Source organism: Yersinia canariae (genome assembly GCF_009831415.1).
Taxonomy (GTDB): domain Bacteria; phylum Pseudomonadota; class Gammaproteobacteria; order Enterobacterales; family Enterobacteriaceae; genus Yersinia; species Yersinia canariae.
Window position 1 is genome coordinate 4,674,801 of record NZ_CP043727.1, and the last position, 18,402, is coordinate 4,693,202.

Consider the following 18,402-nt stretch of genomic DNA (forward strand, 5'->3'; position numbering starts at 1 on the left):
CTATAAACCTGAGGTATCCATGATTATAAAACCACGTGTACGCGGCTTTATCTGTGTGACTGCTCATCCGGCGGGCTGTGAAGCTAACGTCAAAAAGCAAATCGACTATGTCACAGCAGAAGGCGCAATCGCTAACGGCCCAAAAAGAGTATTAGTGATTGGTGCGTCAACTGGATACGGGCTGGCAGCCCGCATTACAGCAGCATTTGGTTGTGGTGCCGATACTCTGGGTGTGTTCTTTGAACGTCCGGGTGAAGAAGGCAAGCCGGGAACCTCTGGCTGGTACAATAGCGCTGCATTCCACAAATTTGCTGAGCAAAAAGGCCTGTACGCGAAGAGCATCAATGGCGATGCTTTCTCGGATGAAATTAAGCGCCTGACCATTGAAGCTATCAAGCAAGACTTGGGTCAGGTTGATCAAGTTATCTACAGCCTGGCCTCACCGCGCCGTACTCATCCGAAAACAGGCGAAGTGTTTAACTCGACACTGAAACCAATCGGGCATGAAGTTAAGTTCCGTGGCCTTGATACTGATAAAGAAGTTATCAAAGAAGCGGTGTTGCAACCGGCAACCCAAGCAGAGATTGATAATACTGTCGCAGTAATGGGTGGCGAAGACTGGCAGATGTGGATTGATGCCCTGTTAGAAGCGGGCGTACTGGCTGAAGGCGCACAAACGACAGCTTTCACCTATTTGGGCGAAAAAATTACCCATGACATCTATTGGAATGGCTCCATTGGCGCGGCCAAGAAGGACTTGGATCAAAAAGTTTTAGCTATCCGCGAGAGCTTATCTGCTCATGGCGGCGGAGATGCTCGAGTTTCAGTATTAAAAGCGGTTGTGACTCAGGCCAGCTCCGCAATTCCAATGATGCCTCTGTATTTGTCATTGTTATTCAAAGTGATGAAAGAGAAAGGCACTCATGAAGGGTGTATTGAGCAAGTTTATTCGCTGTATAAAGACAGCCTGTGTGGCAGCGCGCCGCATATGGACCAAGAAGGTCGTCTGCGTGCCGATTACAAAGAACTGGCTCCTGAAGTGCAAAATCAGGTACAGCAGTTGTGGGATCAGGTTACCAATGACAATATTTACCAATTAACCGATTTCACCGGCTATAAAACTGAGTTCTTAAATCTGTTCGGTTTCGCTATCGACGGTGTGGACTATGAAGCCGATGTTAACCCTGTGGTGAAGATCCCGAATCTAATTCAGGGCTAAACTCAGGTTTATTACAATAAAACCCGCTGCGCTGTATATCACCGCGCAGCGGGTTAATTATATTCTGACACTCCCTTCTCTTATACTCTCCTGATATAGCTATAGCTTTATAATAGATAAGCTAAGTCTATATTCTTCGTTTACGGATACCCCAATAGCCTGCAACCTTGTGAATAAATTGCTCTTTAGAGTCTGAATGACTCTTTATTCCACAGGGAAATAATGATGAGAATGCGTTCGCTGGCGATACCCTTATTGGGTTTAATTATTTTAACTTCACTGAATGCCCACAGTGAGGAGAAGAAAGTCATTAAGTTGGGATTTAATCCTGGCCCTTATAAAGAACAATTTGAGAAAGGCGTGGCCCCTTATCTCATAAACAAAGGCTACAGTATCGAATATAAAGACTTCAATGATGGTATTCAGGTCAATAATGCCGTTAGTACCGGTGAGATTGATGGCAACATCATGCAGCACCCGATTTACCTGCAAGCTATAAATGACCGGCTACGCACTGATAACATAGGAATTATTCAGGTGCCAACCCCTCCTATGGGCCTCTATTCTAATAAGCACAATAAGGAAGACAAACCGAAAGACGGCGCATGGATTTCAGTCCCTAATCAGCCTTCAAATGAATACCGCGCCGCACTCTTACTGCAATCTATTGGTTGGATAAAACTCAAAGAAACAATAGACCCAGCAACCTTCTCGCAAAAAGACATTGCAGAAAATCCGTATCATTTGGTTATCAAGGAAATGGATAATGCTCAACAAGTCAGAGCATTACCTGATGTTGACTACGGGGCCATCCAAGGTAATTTTGCTGTTTCTAACGGTATAAAACTCACTTCGGCCCTACAACTTGAAAAACCCACCACCCAGTTTGTCAATGTGGTGACCGTTGCCGGTAAAAATAAAGATGCCGAGTTTGCCAAGGATATTATTGCTGGATATCACACCCCTGAATTCAAAAAATATATTCTGGAAAACGAGAAGTACACAGGTTATATGCTGCCTGATTATCTAAATTAATGGAATAACAGATGATTGAACTACAGCATATTTCCAAAACCTTTGAGCGTAAAGGAATCAAATTACAGGCACTTAATGATGTAAATTTAACCATCGAGAATGGCGATATATTTGGCATCATCGGCTATAGCGGCGCGGGGAAAAGCACCTTATTACGGATGGTCAATTCGCTGGAAAACCCAACATCAGGAAGTGTGGTTATCGATGGTAAGAATCTGCATGATTTTAGCCATGAGCAACTCCGTTTATTGAAAAAAAGCATTGGCATGATATTCCAGAATTTTAATTTACTGGAATCAAAAACCGTTTTTAAAAATGTCGCCATGCCACTTATTTTATTAGGGAAAAATAAAAAATTCATTCAGGAACGAGTCGCTGAACTGCTTGATTTTGTTGGGTTAAGAGATAAAAGCCACAGTTTTCCTAACGAATTATCAGGGGGGCAGAAGCAACGGGTGGGTATTGCTCGAGCTCTGGCCACGAACCCCTCAATTCTGTTATGTGATGAAGCAACATCATCGTTAGACCCCCAAACCACAGCCCAAATTTTATTATTACTGAAGAAAATCAATCAGCAATATAATATTACGATTTTACTTATTACCCATGAGATGTCGGTCATCCAAAAGATTTGTAATAAGGTGGCGGTCATGGAAAATGGTCAAGTTATTGAACAAGGTTCTGTATTGACGGTATTTGGTCACCCAACTCACCCTACAACCCTTAATTTTGTTCGTACTGTCATCAAGGACAGTTTACCAGAGAGTGTGAAAAGCCTGTTAGATAACAGTCATGCCGGCCGTCAATTCCGTCTGGCATTTATTGGGGCGATAGCCACACAACCGGTTATTAACCAGCTAATCAGACAATATGACATTGGGGTCAATATTCTGTTTGCCAACATGTCAGAAATACAAGACACCACATTGGGCCATATGGTTCTGCTATTAACTGGCGAAAATCACATTATTGATAGCGCAGTTAATTACTTGGCGGGCACAGGGATTGATATACAGGAAATAAATTGATGATCGAAACCGCAATTACATTGGACCAATTTATCCAAGCGCTACATGACACCTTGGTTATGGTCAGTATTTCATTGGTGATCGGTTCTCTTATTGGTATTCCTTTGGGGATTTTACTGGTGGTGACCCGGCCGGGTGGGTTAATTAATAATCGTATTTTTTATAATATTCTTAATCCCGTTATCAATATTATCCGATCACTGCCCTTTATTATTCTAATGGTTGCGATTATCCCGCTTACCCGCCTCATTGTGAATACCACAATAGGAACGCCGGGGGCGATTGTTCCGCTGATTATTTTTATCGCGCCGTATATTAGCCGCCTGGTAGAAAACTCACTGCTGGATGTAAACCCCGGCATTTTGGAAGCCGCAAAATCAATGGGCGCAACCCCTTTGCAGGCAATTTGGTATTTTCTGTTACCCGAAGCTTTATCATCGTTAATATTGGCCCTGACCACCGCCACCATTGGTTTGATTGGTGCAACGGCAATGGCGGGGACAGTTGGCGGGGGCGGGATTGGGGATTTAGCCATCACTTATGGTTATCAGCGTTTTGATACTTTTGTGACAGTCACCACCGCGATTGTCTTAATTATTACCGTGCAACTTATCCAATCGCTGGGTAATTTATTCGCCAGTAAAATTCGCCGCGAATAAATAAAACCCCTTTCGGCTAGCAAAAGGGGTTCAGACGGCGAACAAGTTCAAATGAAGGGGAAACGTGCCGTTGAGGTCGTAGTGGCGTAAGCCACCGAAGCGCCCCTAGGGCCGGTCACCCCTTCACTCACTCACTCGTTTTTCAAAAAGTCACAGTCGTGAATTAAACCTTAAAGCCGCTAATCACACTTTCTAACTGCAAAGTTTGATCCTGCATAGCCTGAGCCGCTGCCGCCACTTGTTCCACCAGCGCCGCATTTTGCTGCGTTGAGTTATCTAACTGATTAATAGCCAGATTAACCTGCTCGATACCCAGACTTTGCTCTTGGCTGGATGACATAATTTCATTCATTAGCGCCGCCACATTGGAAACCCCACTCATCAGGTCATCCATCGTCGTGCCCGCATCCGCCACCAAACTCGTCCCAATAGCTATATCGGACACCGAGTCTTCAATCAGCTTTTTAATTTCACGGGCAGATGTCGCGGAGCGCTGCGCCAAATTACGTACTTCAGAGGCCACTACTGCAAAGCCACGACCTTGCTCACCGGCTCTTGCTGCTTCAACCGCGGCATTCAGTGCCAGAATATTGGTTTGGAAAGCAATGCTGTCAATCACACTGATAATATCGACGATTTTCTTCGATGAATGGTTAATTGACCCCATGGTATCCACCACTTTCTTCACCACTGTGCTGCCTTTTACTGCCACGCTCGATGCATCCATCGCCAGTTGGTTGGCATGGCTGGCATTATCAGCATTTTGTTTCACGGTACTGGTTAATTCATCCATTGAAGCCGCAGTCTCTTCAATGGAACTGGCTTGATCTTCAGTCCGCGCAGATAAATCCAGATTACCACTGGCAATTTGCCGCGATGCCGATGCAATAGCCAAGCTGCTTTCCCCGACCTGCCGCATCATTTGCTGCAAATAGTCGATAAAATCATTGAAACTCTGGTTAATAGCATTGAACTCCGGGCTACTACTTTGTGGTAAGCGCTGAGTTAAGTCAGCCCCTCCCGCAGACAGTGCGGTGATATTCTCCTTCAGAGCCGCCAGCCGTTTCATAAAGACGCGAATAGAGAACACCAGGAACAATAGCAATAACAGCATAATTGGGATTTGTACTAACCCCAAGTGCAGCAAGATACTGTGGCTTTGTTTGACCAATAAGCTGGTTGGCAGGTCAGTGACCAAATACCACGGGCTATTGGCGATTGGGCGGATAAACAGGGTGTGGGAAGTGCCGTCGACGTCAAATTCACTTTCCAGTGATTTCTGGTCTTTCATCTGCGCCAATATCCGCTGTGTTTCTGCGGCCATCGGGGAACTGCTAGCAAAATCGGACAGATTTTTTAATTCTGCTTTGCCATCAGCTAAAGCACTGCTGCCTACAATTTTGCCATCGGCTTCCACAATCAGGATGGTGCCATTCACCTTCTGTTCCATCTCTTTAACCAAGCGGTTAAAGAAACCTAAAGTGACATCAATAGTAGAGACGCCATAAGCTTCGTCGCCTTTATAGATTGCCATCGCGCAGTTGGTTCTCGGTTGCGGGCTGGCATCATCTTGATAGGCTTTAGCCCAGGCACAGAAGCCTTTTGGTGCATTTAAGCCATCTTTGTACCACGGCTGTTCAAAATAATTTTGCGACTCTGGCGAATTCCAATGGGTATTAACGGTTAACTTATTTTCCCCATTACGGGCGAAGAAAGTGCTGAATTTAATCACACCTTGCTCGCGTTTATTGGGTAATGGCCAAATCCCACCACCAAAAACGTTACTGTCACCATATTGATCCACCAAACCCGGCAATAATAAGTCGATGGTATTGCTGTCCATTATGGCTACAGCTTGCGTAATACTGCGGGCTTGTGCTTCCACTTTATTCATTTGCGCCGTTATTGCCGTTGCGATTTGATCAACGCTATTGCTAACAATGGTGCTTTCAGATTTTTTGAGTTGTGGTGTCACAAAAAGCTGAATAACCACCACGGTGATTATCAGCAAGAAAATGAAAAACGCACTAACGAGTAAGGTAAATCGGGCTTGAGTGGTTTTTAGCATTATCGTGTCGCTCAATGTAAGAGAGCTGGATAGCTCCAGATCTATTAACGGCAAGAAACGCAAAGACTTGATAACGGCAAGAAACGATTTTTCCTTTTTTTTCCGGCGATCACAATTTCGATGTAACAAATCCACGGATGACACCAATTTACGTTAAATTTTAAGGAGTAGCACGTCTCTCAAGTTTGGCCTACTCTGGGAATGGAACAGCATTATTTATTCACTTACCGGGAGCATGCCATGTCACAACAACCCCTTAAAATTGTTACCCTATTGGGTAGCTTGCGTAGTGGTTCCTACAATGCCATGGTGGCGCGCGCGCTGCCTAACTTAGCACCAGCCGGCGTCACCATCGAAGCACTGCCTTCTATTCGCGACATTCCACTTTATGATGCTGATATACAGCAGGAAGATGGTTTTCCATCGACAATAGAGGCTATTGCTGAGCAGATTCGCCAGGCTGATGGGGTCATTATCGTGACACCGGAATATAACTATTCCGTCCCCGGCGGATTGAAGAATGCCATTGATTGGTTATCGCGTTTACCTAATCAGCCGCTCGCCAATAAACCCGTGGCGATTCAGACCAGTTCTATGGGGCCAATCGGGGGCGCGCGTTGCCAGTATCATCTGCGCCAAATTTTGGTTTTCCTTGAAGCTATGGTGATGAATAAACCCGAATTTATGGGTGGCGTGATTCAAAGCAAAGTCGATGAACAAACGAAAGAGCTAACAGATCAAGGAACTCTGGATTTTTTGGCCAAACAGCTGGCGGCTTTTGCCACTTATATTGATCGTGTCCGGGTAAAATAAGCCCCGTTGTTGCAAAACCTCCATGGCCAGCGGTATTGGGGATTTCCTCCCAATCCCTAGCCATGTTATCAATAGCTACCTTATCTTTGCGGATACTCTCAACCCATGGCCGTTAAAATCACTGTCTGGTTTATCCTGACCCTGATATCCACTTTTTGGCTGGGTTGGTATGGGCTGAACACGCAACAAGCTGAGCGAGAGGCCGATTTTCGCACTATTCACCGCGAGCTGAGCCAACAACTGGCCCAGCAGCAAGCAATTTTATTTTTGGCTTTAGAGCCGAGCCAATTAGTGCAATTACAGCGCCACTTTCCGCAGCTAGTGGCAATAAACCAAATACCGGCAGATCCCTCCAAACCTGGCCAGCTCACCTTGCACATTCAGGAGGGTGATTACCGTTTAGCGAACTCATATAGCGGCAGTGGTTTGCAGGTTAATGCCCAAAAGCTGTTGCAAATCGTCGGCTTACCGCCCCATTTTGACAGTTTGATATTACGCCATCAGCAACAACAGCTGGCGATTTTGGGCCATTCAGACCCCGAAAGTTTCTGGCAGTGGCAAAAACCGGTGGGAGAAGGGGCGCAATCTTTTACTTTAATGGGCTATGCCACCCCAGTTTGGCGTGATTTACCGTGGCTTACCGCCCTGCTGCTGTCATTGATATCTGCCGCCGCCTTATACAGTTGGCACCGCTGGCAACAATTGGCACAGCACCGTTTACATGCCGAACAGCGCGCTAAATTTGCCGATCAAGCCAGACTCAATGCCATGGGGGAGATTGCAACCGGCATCGCCCATGAATTAAATCAGCCGCTTACCGCTACATTGACCTATAACCAGACTGCATTACGGCTGCTGCCGCCACAGGATGAAAAAGTCGCCCCGTTGCTGGTGGCTTCTGTCGAGCAAATTAAACGAATTGCTGCATTATTGGATCGCCTGCGCACCTTACTCAGCCGTGGGCAAATAAATTTACAACCGGTCGTCGTCGCTGATATCTGGCAGCGAGTGAGTGTGTTATTGCGCCAAGAAATAACCGCAGCGAATGTCAAAATCCTAAACACTATTCCGGCAAATTTGCCCACACTCCAGAGTGACCCCTTATGGCTGGAGCAGGTTTTTCATAACTTACTCAGTAATGCGATTCACGCTATCCAACAAACGGCCAATCCGACCATCACTTTCACAGTGAATATTAATGCTAAACAATGGGTTATTCAGATTGAAGATAATGGACCGGGGCTTAGTCAGCAGCAGTTAGATAACCTCTTCACCCCCTTTTATACCACCCGAGAGAGTGGGCTGGGGTTAGGGCTAACCTTGTGTGAAACATTGGTACAGCGTATGGGCGGCGAGATAAAAGCAAGAAACAGTGAACATGGTGGGGCCTGCTTTACTCTTATTTTTCCTCTAATTGCCGGGAATACACATGACAAAACACATTTATCTGATTGATGACGATGAGGGTGTTCGCGCGGCATTGAGCGCATTACTCACGACCATGGGCTGGGAAGTTAAAGCATTCAGTAACGGCCAGACATTCCTCGATACCTTTACGGTTAGCCAGCCAAGTTGTGTGCTACTGGATATTCGCATGCCAGGTAAAAGTGGGATGACGATATTAGAAACCATTCAAGAGCGTAATGACTCCCTCCCGGTCATCATTATGACAGGGCATGGTAATGTTGAATTATGCCGCCGTGCTTTTAAAGGCGGCGCACTGGAATTTTTAACTAAACCAATCGATGCAGATGTATTGATTGAAACCATCAGTATGGCGCTGGAGCAGCATGAACAGGCAATGGAAGCCCATAAACAGCAAGCAAGCTATCAACAATTACTCAAGCAACTCTCTGCCCGTGAACGGGAAGTGGCCACTCTGATTATTCAAGGGGAAACCAGCAAACAGATCGCCCATATCTTGTCGATTTCTCCGCGCACTGTCGAAGCCCACCGCGCGAATATCTTCGCCAAGTTAGAGGTCAACTCGCTGGCATCACTTATTCATCATTATGCACAGTTAATCGGCAATAACTCTTAATAATAGGTAGAAGTACGGAGTAAAACGGGTAGTTAGCCGAATGTTTTTTAACCACTTTTCGCCGTAGCATAGCGTTACTGTGATGAATTCACGTCGCTAACAATAAGGATTTTATATGATCAAGCCTATTGCCCTGACCTCCGCCTTATTCATCGGCCTGATAACTCAAGCCTCTGCTGCAGGTCTGAATACTGAGCGCAATATCTCACAGGCTCTGGCTACCGATTTAGCCAGCCGCACCCTCGCCACTTGCCAGGCTGATGGTTATAACGTCTCGGTCACCGTCGTGGATCGCGCGGGCATTATAAAAACTGTGCTGCGTGGGGATAATGCCGGGCCACACACCATAAAAGCCAGTGAGCAAAAAGCCTTTACTGCACTGTCGACCAAAACCCCAAGTGGGCAAGTCATGGAAAACAGTCAAAAAACACCAGCGGCCAATAACTTGAAAGATATTCCTGGGTTCTTGCTGTTAGGTGGCGGAGTGCCTGTTAAAGCAGGAGATGAAGTGGTTGGTGCGGTCGGTGTTGCCGGTGCGCCGGGTGGGCATCTGGATGCACAATGTGCCACAAAAGCACTGGAGCAAATCAGCGCTCAGTTGAAGTAATACGATCATAAAGACTACGCCCCCACCCTCGGTGTCGAATATGGGGGCGTGTTCAATATCAGTTACCAATCATAAATTATCAGTGATCAACAAACGCAATTTTCAGCACAAACAGTAGCGCCACCACCACCACACATGGGCTGATTTCACGCCAGCGACCGGTACCCAATTTCATCAGGCAATAAGAGATAAAGCCCAGCGCAATCCCTTCCGTAATGGAGAAGCTGAACGGCATCATCACCGCAGTGACAAATGCGGGAACTGCTTCGGTCAAATCATCCCATTTCACACGGGACAGGCTGGATGTCATCAGCACACCGACATAAATCAACGCACCGGCAGCGGCATAGGCAGGCACCATTCCCGCCAGCGGAGACACAAACATCACCAACAGGAACAAAATCCCAACCACAACAGCGGTTAAACCGGTACGGCCCCCGACAGAAACACCGGAAGAGCTTTCGATATAAGCCGTCACTGACGACGTACCAATAAAGGCACCCGCCACTGAACTGATGCTGTCAACGTATAGCGCTTGTTTCATACGCGGGAATTTCCCTTTATGGTCGGTTAAACCCGCTTTATCCGTCACACCAATCAATGTACCGGATGAATCGAACAAGTTAACCAGCATGAAGGAGAAAATAATTCCCGCCATACCAATATTCAGCGCACCGGCTATATCAACCTGCCCAACTACTGAGGCCACACTTGGCGGCATGGAGAAAATGCCCGAGTAATGCACATCACCCAGCGCCCAACCAATTAAGGTCGTCACGACAATCGATACCAGCACCGCAGCATGAATATTGCGAGATGCCAAAACCGCGATGATAAAGAAGCCCAGCGCCCCCAGCAGCACACTGTGAGAGGTCAGATTACCCACGGCAACTAATGTGTCCGGATTTGCGACCACGATGCCGGCATTTTTCAGCCCCATCATAGCAATAAACAGGCCGATACCACTGGTTATCCCGACCCGTAAGCTCAATGGGATATTGGCAATCATCCAATATCGGATGCGGAAAATGGTGAGCAAAAGGAAACCGATTGCGCCCCAGAAAATAGCACCCATGCCGACTTGCCATGAAATACCCATCGCACCCACCACCACAAAAGCGAAGAAAGCGTTAAGCCCCATCGCCGGTGCCAGAGCTACCGGTAAGTTTGCCAATAGCCCCATAAAGATACTGCCGAAGGCAGCAATCAAGCAGGTGGTGACAAATACAGCCTGCACATCCATACCCGCAACCCCTAGAATCTGCGGGTTAACGAACACGATATAGACCATGGTCAGGAAAGTGGTGATACCCGCAATCAGCTCAGTACGGGCGGTGGTACCGTGCTGCTTCAGTTTAAAAACACGTTCGAGCAGCCCCTGCTCAGTATCAAGGTTTGATTTACTCATTCGAGGAGTTCCACAGAAGGGAGTGATAGTTAGGGATATCCTATAACAAAAAAACAGTTGTTTAGAGCGCGATCACACTCTTTTCGGCTATTTTTTATCTGCCGTGTTGCGCAACAGATGGTTTAATATTAACCACCTTCTATTCAACTTATTGAATTTTATTCAGTTGATATGAGTAATGTTGCTAACAGGGTAATTATGTATCGCATTCTGGGGCAGGATGGTTAAAGTGGAATGAACTTAAAACAGCATAATAAAGGATGGATTGAGTGAACCAGATTGAATGTGTCATGTTCGATTGTGATGGAACCTTGGTCGACAGCGAGGTTTTGTGTTGTCAGGCCTATGTTGTGATGTTTGCCCATTACGATATTCACTTGTCACTGGAAGAGGTAATTAAGCGTTTTAAGGGCGTGAAACTCAATGAAATTGTCGCGCTGGTGAGTAAAGAAAACGGCCTGGATGAGCCCATAGAAAAGCTGGAGAAACTTTACCGCGCCGAGGTTGCCCGCCTATTTGACGCCGAATTACAGCCTATCGCCGGTGCAAAAGCGCTGCTAGAGCAAATCACACTGCCAGTTTGCGTCGTCTCCAATGGGCCGGTGAGTAAAATGCAGCACTCTCTTGGCCTGACCGGCTTACTGCCCTTCTTTGAAGACAAACTTTATAGCGGCTACGACATCCAACGTTGGAAGCCCGATCCTGCACTAATTTACCATGCGGCAGACGAGATGCATGTCGCCGCCGAGCGCTGCATTTTGGTTGAAGACTCCGCAGCCGGTACCCATGCTGGAATAGCCGCAGGGATACCGGTGTATTACTACTGCGCCGATCCACATAATCAGCCTATCCACCACCCATTAGTCACTATGTTTGATGATATGCAGCAACTCCCTGATTTATGGAGAGAAAGAGGCTGGCTGATCACCCGCGATTAACTTGCTGGCAACGCCGGTTTATTTCGCCACCAGCGCCATGACCGTTTAATGGCGCTTTGCTTATTAATAGCATGTTGCGAGCTAAAACGGCGATTAAGTGCATTCGCTAGCAAGTCCAGAGTCAGACATAAAACAAAATAGACTAACGCGACAAACAGGAACACTTCCATCGGGTAAACCATGCTGCGGTTGTTAACCTGAGTCGCCAAAAACGTCAGTTCATTCACCCCGACGATATAAGCCAACGAGGTATCCTTAATTAAAGAAATCCATTGGTTAATAAAGGATGGCACCATCATACGTAAAGCTTGCGGCAAGACCACAAACCATAAAACCTGCCAACGATTGAATCCCAGAGATAAACCCGCCTGCCACTGCCCCGCCCCGATGGCCACAATCCCTGCTTTCACCGCATGAGCCAGATAAGCCGATGCAATCAGGGCCAGTGCGCACACCACAGTGGTGATTTCCGGTATATCCACACCAAATACAATTGGCAGTAGAAAATACGTCCAGAAAATCAACATAATCACCGGAATAGCGCGGAAAAAACCTAAAAAAGCGGCTAAAACTCCGGCCCAAACACCACGGGACATCGCCAGCACCACACCCAATACCGTGCCTAAAATAGCCGAGGCGACCCCGGCTAACAGGCTTATCAGCAAGGTTAATGCGGCTCCACCTAATGGGCCATCAGGAAAAGTGCCCCACAGTAAATAAGTCCAGTTATCGGCAATAATTGTAAAATCCATCTCAGAGCCCCTTAACAACCGTTCGCTGCTGACGCCACATACCCCAGGCCTCAATCAATGCAATAATCGCGATATACAACACCGTCGCCACACCGAAAGCCTGGAATGTCCGCAATGTTTCTGTTTCAACCTGGCGAGAGGCATAAGAAAGCTCAGCCACGCCAATAGCCATTGCAAGTGACGAATTTTTAATAATATTCATATATTGGCCCAGTAATGGCGGCATCGCGATTTTCAGCGCCTGCGGCAATACAACATGCCGCATAGCCTGCCACCCTGTCAGCCCCAATGCATGAGCGGCGTATTTTTGCCCCTTAGCCACACCGCTTATCCCCGAACGCAACTCTTCAGCAATAAATGCGGTGGAATAGAGCGTCAGGCCAATGAAACCCGCTAAAAACTCGAAAGAAGGCCAGCCAAGGGTGAGCCCGAAAGCCGTGATTTCATGGGGGGTATTAAGCCAGGGAATCCAGGATGCAGGTAGGAACTGACTGGCAGCAAAGTACCAAAAAAACAACTGGATTAGCAGAGGAGTATTACGAAACAACGTGCTGTAACCAATCGCAAACCATTGTAATCCTTTAAGTTCGCTGTCTCTGGCCGCTGCAAGCAAAAAACCCAACAACGTCGAGGCCACCACTGTGCAAGCAGAAATCCACAACGTCAGCAGAAAACCGTTCCACAGCCAGCCGAGATATTGTGGGGCCAGCAACCAGTCAGTGAGGTGATGTAGATTCATATATCCTTAAACCTGTCTCTGCTGCTTTAAAGCAAACAGCCCTGCATCACAACAATGCAGGGCTTTTGGTGTTCTTAATTTAACATTGAATCATGCTTTAGGCTGTTGATCCAATGGCGCAAATTTGAAATCGCCGCGTGGTTGAGCTGCTTTGGTTTCAGGCCCGAACCAACGGTCATAAATTTTCGCGGCTTCACCATCTTTTTCCAGTTTAGCCAGTGTTTCATTCACTTGAGCGGTTAAACGATCTTCACCTTTAGTAATACCAATGCCTTGATATTCTTTAGTAATACTGAATGGTGAGATTTCGAAATCTGCTTTTTGTGCTGCGGGAAGATTACCCAACAATCCGACTAATTTGGCATCATCCTGAGTGATTGCTTGAACATTACCATTACGCAGGGCGGTAAATGCCACTGGAGTATCATCGTAGGAAATGACTTTCGCAGTTGGATAACGGTCACGCAAGGTTATTTCCTGTACGGTGCCTTTATCCGCACCGATACGTAATTTACCGATGTCTTCTGGTGTTTTCAGCACACCTTTATGGGCGATAAACTTCTGGCCAGTGGCAAAATACGGCAAGCTGAAGTTCACTTCCTTCGCACGATCATCAGTAATAGTGAAGTTGGCAGCAATCAAATCCACTTTTTTAGATGTCAGTAACGGAATACGGTTAGCTGGATTAGTTGCCCGCAATTCAACTTTTACACCTAAATCTTTCGCGATAGCATTCGCCACATCCACATCATATCCCACCAGTTTTTTAGTCTGCGGGTCAATGTAGCCAAACGGTGGGTTGCTATCGAATACAGCAATCCGCACCACGCCGTCCTTCTTAATATCATCCAGTTTATCTGCATGAGCCGCACCAGAAAGTGTAGCCAGCCCGGCTAACAACGTGAGTGCCAGAGCACTTTTTTTTGTGGAGAGAGATTGCTTCATTGAAAGCTCCTAAGATGATTGAGATGCTGCGCTGTATGTAAGCTATCAATTCAGCGTTAGGTCAGGAAATAATATAAAACGATATATTTATAACTAATTAATCTCAGGGAATAAATCTCATTACATTAAGAAAAAAAATGAGATCATTGGCATGAATAGAAGCCGTGAATAATCACCACCTTTCATAACCAGGAAGCGGTGAAGAAACATGCACTGGATTGCAGGACAATAGTTAGTGCGACGACAAAGATTGACTTAAACGTTGATGACCACATATAAAAGCATTCTTAAAATTAAATTATTTTCATAGAACTTCTGAATTTACTCAGATAGTACTGCTCTGCATGTTATGTATTATTTTTTAATTTCTCCCATGAAATTCCCGGATGATCAGCTCTACCACCATATTCAATTTTATCTGCGGGTACACTACCCATAACATAAGTCTCTCCATATGTGGCTCTATGATTCAATCTATTTGGTGTGTCTAGATTGATTTTTTCATTGTTTTGATTTCTGAATGTTAGGTAATTCTCTTCAGTAATACTATGAGGTTCTTTTACATCAAAGAGTTTTGGGTAGGTATATACACGGAATGCCCCAGAATTATATGGGGTGTCAATATTATCAATATATCTAACCACCGGAACATCTTTAGTGTTTACTTTATAAATATGCCAATCATGTAAAATATTTGCAGAAGCGGGTGAATTTAGCTCATTAAACGCTAATTTTGGTTCAATAACTTTCTTTTTCCCATTCTGAAGCATTGTTTCTGATAAACACTCACCCGCACACCATGCTTGACCTTTCAATAGCTCTGTTGCTGGGCCAAGCATTGATTTTTCATATGGAGAAAATCCTTTTTTTTCAATTTCTTCTGGAGCACATTTATCTAGGCGGTAGACTATATTAATATCATTTCTTATCACTAAGTCATTTATAGTTGGTTTGTAATCAAATGCTTTAACAATTGGTGAACTACCCGCATTATCAGGATGTACATCTTGCTAACTATTATATTTCCCATCAAAAACACCACTAGGTTTATTACTTAAATGTTTATATTTCTCTATTTTAGACTCTCCAGTAATAAATAGCTTACAAGCGCTATTTATTACTGAAATGAATTTCATTGCAAAGCTAACTTTCTTATTGTGACTTTTTGTTTTTTCTAAACTAACTGCTGACTTGGTACTTTTGAATATATGAGATTTTATATATAACCTTATTGCGTTCATACTTAACATGCTCTCACTGATTAAATATCATAGCACTTTAAATCCAGCGCCAAGCTAGTCAACTCGATATATTTAGAATTCAAGTCAACCACTAGTCTATTCTTTTCAAGAAAACTTGGCTTTCAAAAAACGCACACTCGCAACTTCAGCGCGATAACATAACCTGATAAATAACAGATATCCCGTGACGTCTATCTCCCACCTAAAAGGCCAAAAATATGGAAAAGAGAATAAAACCTTAAATGAAGAATTTTTGGTACGGGTTGATTAGGGTAGTAAAAGAGGGGATTGCGGCGATAACAAATGCTTAACCCCAATCAAGCATAAATACTCAGCCTGATTGGGGAAATTTGTTATTTTTCTGCTTTATTAGACAGCAGTTTTTCTAAGTCATCGCCACCCAAGTGACGGAAATCCTGACCTTTAACAAAGTAGAAGATAAATTCACAGATATTCTGGCAGCGATCCCCAATGCGTTCAATTGAACGGGCACAAAATAGCGCGGTTAACACGCTAGGTATGGTGCGCGGATCTTCCATCATATACGTCATCAATTGGCGCACAATGCCTTCATATTCCTGATCGACCTTCTTATCTTCGCGATAAATTCGGATAGCTTCATCCAAATCCATGCGCGCAAAGGCATCCAGTACATCATGCAGCATCTGCACCGTATGTCGCCCTAAAGACTCCAAACTGACGAGCAAAGGCTGGTGTTGATGGGAGAACTTTTCCAGCGCCGTGCGGCAGATTTTATCCGCCACATCGCCGATGCGCTCCAGCTCAGAAATCGTTTTTATGATGGCCATCACCAGGCGCAAATCGCTGGCGGTTGGTTGACGTTTGGCAATGATGCGCACACAGGCTTCATCAATGGCCACTTCCATCATATTGACCTTATTGTCGCCAGCAATGACCTGTTTTGCCAACTCACCATCTTGATTATGCATGGCAGTGATCGCGTCAGATAATTGTTGCTCCACCAGCCCACCCATGGTCAATACTTGGGTACGGATATGTTCAAGTTCTGCATTGAACTGGCCGGAAATATGTTTATTTAGATTCAAGTTATCCATGATGCTTCCCATACTCTATTGGGTATTACCTATCCCGAAGGCAATAGGCGAGATTGATGTGGCAAAATCAGCCATAGCGACCAGTAATATAATCTTCCGTCTGTTTCTGCTGTGGTGCGGTAAACAGGGTATCAGTATCACTGAACTCAATTAACTCACCCAGATACATAAATGCCGTATGATCTGAACAGCGGGCAGCCTGCTGCATGTTGTGCGTCACAATCACCACGGTATAGTCCGACTTCAACTCGCTAATCAGTTCTTCAATGCGACCTGTCGAGATAGGATCCAGTGCCGAGCAAGGCTCATCGAGCAATAACACATCAGGGCGAATGGCGATACCACGGGCGATGCATAAACGCTGTTGTTGCCCGCCAGACAAGCTATAACCACTCTGGTGTAATTTATCTTTGGTTTCATTCCACAGCGCTGCTTTGGTCAGAGCCCACTGCACGCGTTCATCCATATCAGCGCGAGACAAGTTTTCAAACAGTTTCACGCCAAAGGCGATGTTATCGTAAATCGACATTGGGAATGGGGTCGGCTTTTGGAAAACCATGCCCACTTTTGCACGCAACAACGCAATATCTTGTTTATCCGTCAGGATATTTTGCCCATCCAGCAAGATATCGCCTTCAGCGCGCTGATCCGGATACAACTGATACATTTTATTGAATGTACGCAGTAAAGTAGATTTACCGCAGCCTGATGGGCCAATGAATGCTGTGACCTGGTTTTTGGCAATATCCAGCGAAATATTCTTCAGCGCATGAAATTTGCCGTAGTAGAAGTTCAGATCGCGAACCTGAATTTTGCTGTTGTTGATGTCAGTAGCCATACTCATCAAGACTTCTCTCTTTTAGCCAATGCCGCCGTAGCCGCATTTTGGAATTTATTGGCGAATCAGTATTTTCTTTGCTAATTAATGGCGCTTTCTCAGCCGATTAATACTTTTTCTTAGCGAAAATAACGCGAGCCAGAATATTCAGTAACAAGACACACAGGGTTATCAAAAGCACCCCAGCCCATGCCAGTTGTTGCCATTCACTAAACGGACTCATGGCAAACTTAAAGATGGTGACCGGCAAGTTCGCAATAGGCCGTGTCAAATCAGTACTCCAGAATTGGTTGGAGAGTGATGTGAACAGCAAAGGTGCGGTTTCGCCCGCAATACGCGCTACCGCTAACAAAATGCCGGTCAAAATACCTGAGACAGAGGCTTTCAAGGTAATGGCCGATATCATGCGCCACTTTGGCGTTCCTAATGCGTAGGCCGCTTCGCGCAAGCTATCCGGCACCAACTTCAGCATGTTTTCAGTGGTACGGATAACAATAGGTATCTGTAGCAAGGCCAGTGCTATCACTCCCGCCCAGCCCGAGAAATGCTCCATCTTGGCGACTACAATGGTGTAGACAAACAAGCCGACCACAATGGAAGGTGCTGATAACAAAATGTCATTAATAAAGCGGGTAATTTCTGCCAGCCAAGATTTACGGCCATATTCCGCCAGATAAATCCCCGCCATGATGCCCAATGGGGTGCCGATGACTGTCGCCCACAGAATTAATAATCCACTCCCCGCAATGGCGTTAGCTAAACCACCACCCGCGGTATTCGGCGGCGGCGTCATCTCGGTAAACAGCGCCAATGACATGCCGTCGATACCTTTGGTGATTGTAGAGAATAAAATCCACACCAACCAAAACAGACCAAACGCCATAGTGGCAATGGAAAGTAGTAAGGCAATCCGATTTTTTTGACGACGCCAGGCCTGCTTTTTACGGCGGGTTTCCATCAGCGTCGCATCACTTTGCATATCCATCGTCGCCATC

18 protein-coding genes are annotated in these 18,402 nt (G+C 45.7%); 9 read left to right on the forward strand and 9 right to left on the reverse strand.

Annotated features, from left to right (window positions below; genetic code table 11):
• The first annotated feature begins 19 nt into the window (after window positions 1-19).
• The 4 genes from fabV to F0T03_RS21335 all read left to right on the forward strand — a co-directional run bounded on the left by fabV (window position 20) and on the right by F0T03_RS21335 (window position 3,941).
• Window positions 20-1,219, forward strand: coding sequence for an enoyl-ACP reductase FabV (gene fabV, locus F0T03_RS21320; RefSeq protein ID WP_145555324.1), 1,200 nt, complete (start codon window positions 20-22; stop codon window positions 1,217-1,219).
• A gap of 225 nt (window positions 1,220-1,444) precedes the next feature.
• Window positions 1,445-2,254 carry a MetQ/NlpA family ABC transporter substrate-binding protein gene (locus F0T03_RS21325; protein ID WP_162527069.1) on the forward strand — a complete coding sequence of 270 codons (810 nt, stop codon included), beginning with the start codon at window positions 1,445-1,447 and terminating at the stop codon, window positions 2,252-2,254.
• Window positions 2,255-2,265: 11 nt separating this feature from the next.
• Complete coding sequence (locus tag F0T03_RS21330; RefSeq protein ID WP_159680570.1) at window positions 2,266-3,282, forward strand: methionine ABC transporter ATP-binding protein; 1,017 nt, start codon at window positions 2,266-2,268, stop codon at window positions 3,280-3,282.
• Window positions 3,282-3,941 (forward strand): methionine ABC transporter permease, encoded by a 660-nt coding sequence (locus F0T03_RS21335; protein ID WP_162526999.1) that lies wholly within the window; start codon window positions 3,282-3,284, stop codon window positions 3,939-3,941. The genes F0T03_RS21330 and F0T03_RS21335 overlap by 1 nt, the downstream gene beginning before the upstream one ends.
• A 163-nt stretch (window positions 3,942-4,104) precedes the next feature.
• Here the strand turns inward: F0T03_RS21335 and F0T03_RS21340 are convergent, their stop codons facing one another.
• Window positions 4,105-6,009, reverse strand: coding sequence for a methyl-accepting chemotaxis protein (locus F0T03_RS21340; RefSeq protein ID WP_162527000.1), 1,905 nt, complete (start codon window positions 6,007-6,009; stop codon window positions 4,105-4,107).
• A gap of 240 nt (window positions 6,010-6,249) precedes the next feature.
• Between F0T03_RS21340 and F0T03_RS21345 the strand changes: the two genes are divergently transcribed.
• The 4 genes from F0T03_RS21345 (at window position 6,250) to F0T03_RS21360 (ending at window position 9,470) form a co-directional block, all read left to right on the forward strand.
• On the forward strand, window positions 6,250-6,822 hold the full coding sequence (locus F0T03_RS21345; RefSeq protein WP_145555328.1) for an NADPH-dependent FMN reductase: 573 nt from the start codon (window positions 6,250-6,252) through the stop codon (window positions 6,820-6,822).
• 105 nt (window positions 6,823-6,927) lie between these two features.
• Entirely contained in the window at window positions 6,928-8,277 is a 1,350-nt protein-coding gene (locus F0T03_RS21350; RefSeq protein ID WP_159680574.1) for a sensor histidine kinase, read from the forward strand.
• Window positions 8,252-8,863: a response regulator transcription factor gene (locus tag F0T03_RS21355; protein ID WP_159680576.1), complete on the forward strand. Its 612-nt coding sequence runs from the start codon at window positions 8,252-8,254 to the stop codon at window positions 8,861-8,863. Before F0T03_RS21350 ends, F0T03_RS21355 begins: the two co-directional genes overlap by 26 nt.
• A gap of 115 nt (window positions 8,864-8,978) precedes the next feature.
• Window positions 8,979-9,470: a GlcG/HbpS family heme-binding protein gene (locus tag F0T03_RS21360; RefSeq protein WP_159680578.1), complete on the forward strand. Its 492-nt coding sequence runs from the start codon at window positions 8,979-8,981 to the stop codon at window positions 9,468-9,470.
• A 79-nt stretch (window positions 9,471-9,549) separates the two neighbouring features.
• Here F0T03_RS21360 and F0T03_RS21365 read toward each other — a convergent pair whose 3' ends face one another.
• Complete coding sequence (locus F0T03_RS21365) at window positions 9,550-10,878, reverse strand: NCS2 family permease (RefSeq protein WP_159680580.1); 1,329 nt, start codon at window positions 10,876-10,878, stop codon at window positions 9,550-9,552.
• 269 nt (window positions 10,879-11,147) lie between these two features.
• Here F0T03_RS21365 and yieH point away from each other — a divergent pair, with 269 nt between their 5' ends.
• Complete coding sequence (gene yieH, locus F0T03_RS21370) at window positions 11,148-11,816, forward strand: 6-phosphogluconate phosphatase (protein WP_159680582.1); 669 nt, start codon at window positions 11,148-11,150, stop codon at window positions 11,814-11,816.
• Here yieH and F0T03_RS21375 read toward each other — a convergent pair.
• The 7 genes from F0T03_RS21375 to pstA form a co-directional block, all read right to left on the reverse strand.
• A complete protein-coding gene (locus F0T03_RS21375; RefSeq protein ID WP_159680584.1) occupies window positions 11,813-12,568 on the reverse strand; it encodes an amino acid ABC transporter permease in 756 nt (251 codons plus the stop codon). The genes yieH and F0T03_RS21375 overlap by 4 nt on opposite strands.
• Before the next feature lies 1 nt (window position 12,569).
• The gene (locus F0T03_RS21380) at window positions 12,570-13,307 is read right to left on the reverse strand and encodes an amino acid ABC transporter permease (RefSeq protein WP_159680586.1); all 738 of its coding nucleotides are present in this window, start codon (window positions 13,305-13,307) and stop codon (window positions 12,570-12,572) included.
• A 90-nt stretch (window positions 13,308-13,397) separates the two neighbouring features.
• Window positions 13,398-14,252 (reverse strand): ABC transporter substrate-binding protein, encoded by an 855-nt coding sequence (locus F0T03_RS21385; RefSeq protein WP_145555336.1) that lies wholly within the window; start codon window positions 14,250-14,252, stop codon window positions 13,398-13,400.
• A gap of 347 nt (window positions 14,253-14,599) precedes the next feature.
• The gene (locus F0T03_RS21390) at window positions 14,600-15,184 is read right to left on the reverse strand and encodes a hypothetical protein (protein WP_159680588.1); all 585 of its coding nucleotides are present in this window, start codon (window positions 15,182-15,184) and stop codon (window positions 14,600-14,602) included.
• Window positions 15,185-15,846: 662 nt separating this feature from the next.
• Complete coding sequence (gene phoU, locus F0T03_RS21395; RefSeq protein ID WP_145555338.1) at window positions 15,847-16,569, reverse strand: phosphate signaling complex protein PhoU; 723 nt, start codon at window positions 16,567-16,569, stop codon at window positions 15,847-15,849.
• 67 nt (window positions 16,570-16,636) lie between these two features.
• Window positions 16,637-17,413 carry a phosphate ABC transporter ATP-binding protein PstB gene (pstB, locus tag F0T03_RS21400; RefSeq protein WP_004713904.1) on the reverse strand — a complete coding sequence of 259 codons (777 nt, stop codon included), beginning with the start codon at window positions 17,411-17,413 and terminating at the stop codon, window positions 16,637-16,639.
• A gap of 100 nt (window positions 17,414-17,513) precedes the next feature.
• The gene (gene pstA / locus F0T03_RS21405) at window positions 17,514-18,401 is read right to left on the reverse strand and encodes a phosphate ABC transporter permease PstA (protein ID WP_145555339.1); all 888 of its coding nucleotides are present in this window, start codon (window positions 18,399-18,401) and stop codon (window positions 17,514-17,516) included.
• Window position 18,402 lies beyond the last annotated feature (1 nt).

Coding starts and splice junctions, on each gene's coding strand:
- fabV (WP_145555324.1), top strand. CDS start 20: ATGATTATAAAACCACGTGTACGCGGCTTTATCTGTGTGACTGCTCAT.
- F0T03_RS21325 (WP_162527069.1), top strand. CDS start 1,445: ATGAGAATGCGTTCGCTGGCGATACCCTTATTGGGTTTAATTATTTTA.
- F0T03_RS21330 (WP_159680570.1), top strand. CDS start 2,266: ATGATTGAACTACAGCATATTTCCAAAACCTTTGAGCGTAAAGGAATC.
- F0T03_RS21335 (WP_162526999.1), top strand. CDS start 3,282: ATGATCGAAACCGCAATTACATTGGACCAATTTATCCAAGCGCTACAT.
- F0T03_RS21340 (WP_162527000.1), bottom strand. CDS start 6,009: ATGCTAAAAACCACTCAAGCCCGATTTACCTTACTCGTTAGTGCGTTT.
- F0T03_RS21345 (WP_145555328.1), top strand. CDS start 6,250: ATGTCACAACAACCCCTTAAAATTGTTACCCTATTGGGTAGCTTGCGT.
- F0T03_RS21350 (WP_159680574.1), top strand. CDS start 6,928: ATGGCCGTTAAAATCACTGTCTGGTTTATCCTGACCCTGATATCCACT.
- F0T03_RS21355 (WP_159680576.1), top strand. CDS start 8,252: ATGACAAAACACATTTATCTGATTGATGACGATGAGGGTGTTCGCGCG.
- F0T03_RS21360 (WP_159680578.1), top strand. CDS start 8,979: ATGATCAAGCCTATTGCCCTGACCTCCGCCTTATTCATCGGCCTGATA.
- F0T03_RS21365 (WP_159680580.1), bottom strand. CDS start 10,878: ATGAGTAAATCAAACCTTGATACTGAGCAGGGGCTGCTCGAACGTGTT.
- F0T03_RS21375 (WP_159680584.1), bottom strand. CDS start 12,568: ATGGATTTTACAATTATTGCCGATAACTGGACTTATTTACTGTGGGGC.
- F0T03_RS21380 (WP_159680586.1), bottom strand. CDS start 13,307: ATGAATCTACATCACCTCACTGACTGGTTGCTGGCCCCACAATATCTC.
- F0T03_RS21385 (WP_145555336.1), bottom strand. CDS start 14,252: ATGAAGCAATCTCTCTCCACAAAAAAAAGTGCTCTGGCACTCACGTTG.
- phoU (WP_145555338.1), bottom strand. CDS start 16,569: ATGGATAACTTGAATCTAAATAAACATATTTCCGGCCAGTTCAATGCA.
- pstB (WP_004713904.1), bottom strand. CDS start 17,413: ATGAGTATGGCTACTGACATCAACAACAGCAAAATTCAGGTTCGCGAT.
- pstA (WP_145555339.1), bottom strand. CDS start 18,401: ATGGCGACGATGGATATGCAAAGTGATGCGACGCTGATGGAAACCCGC.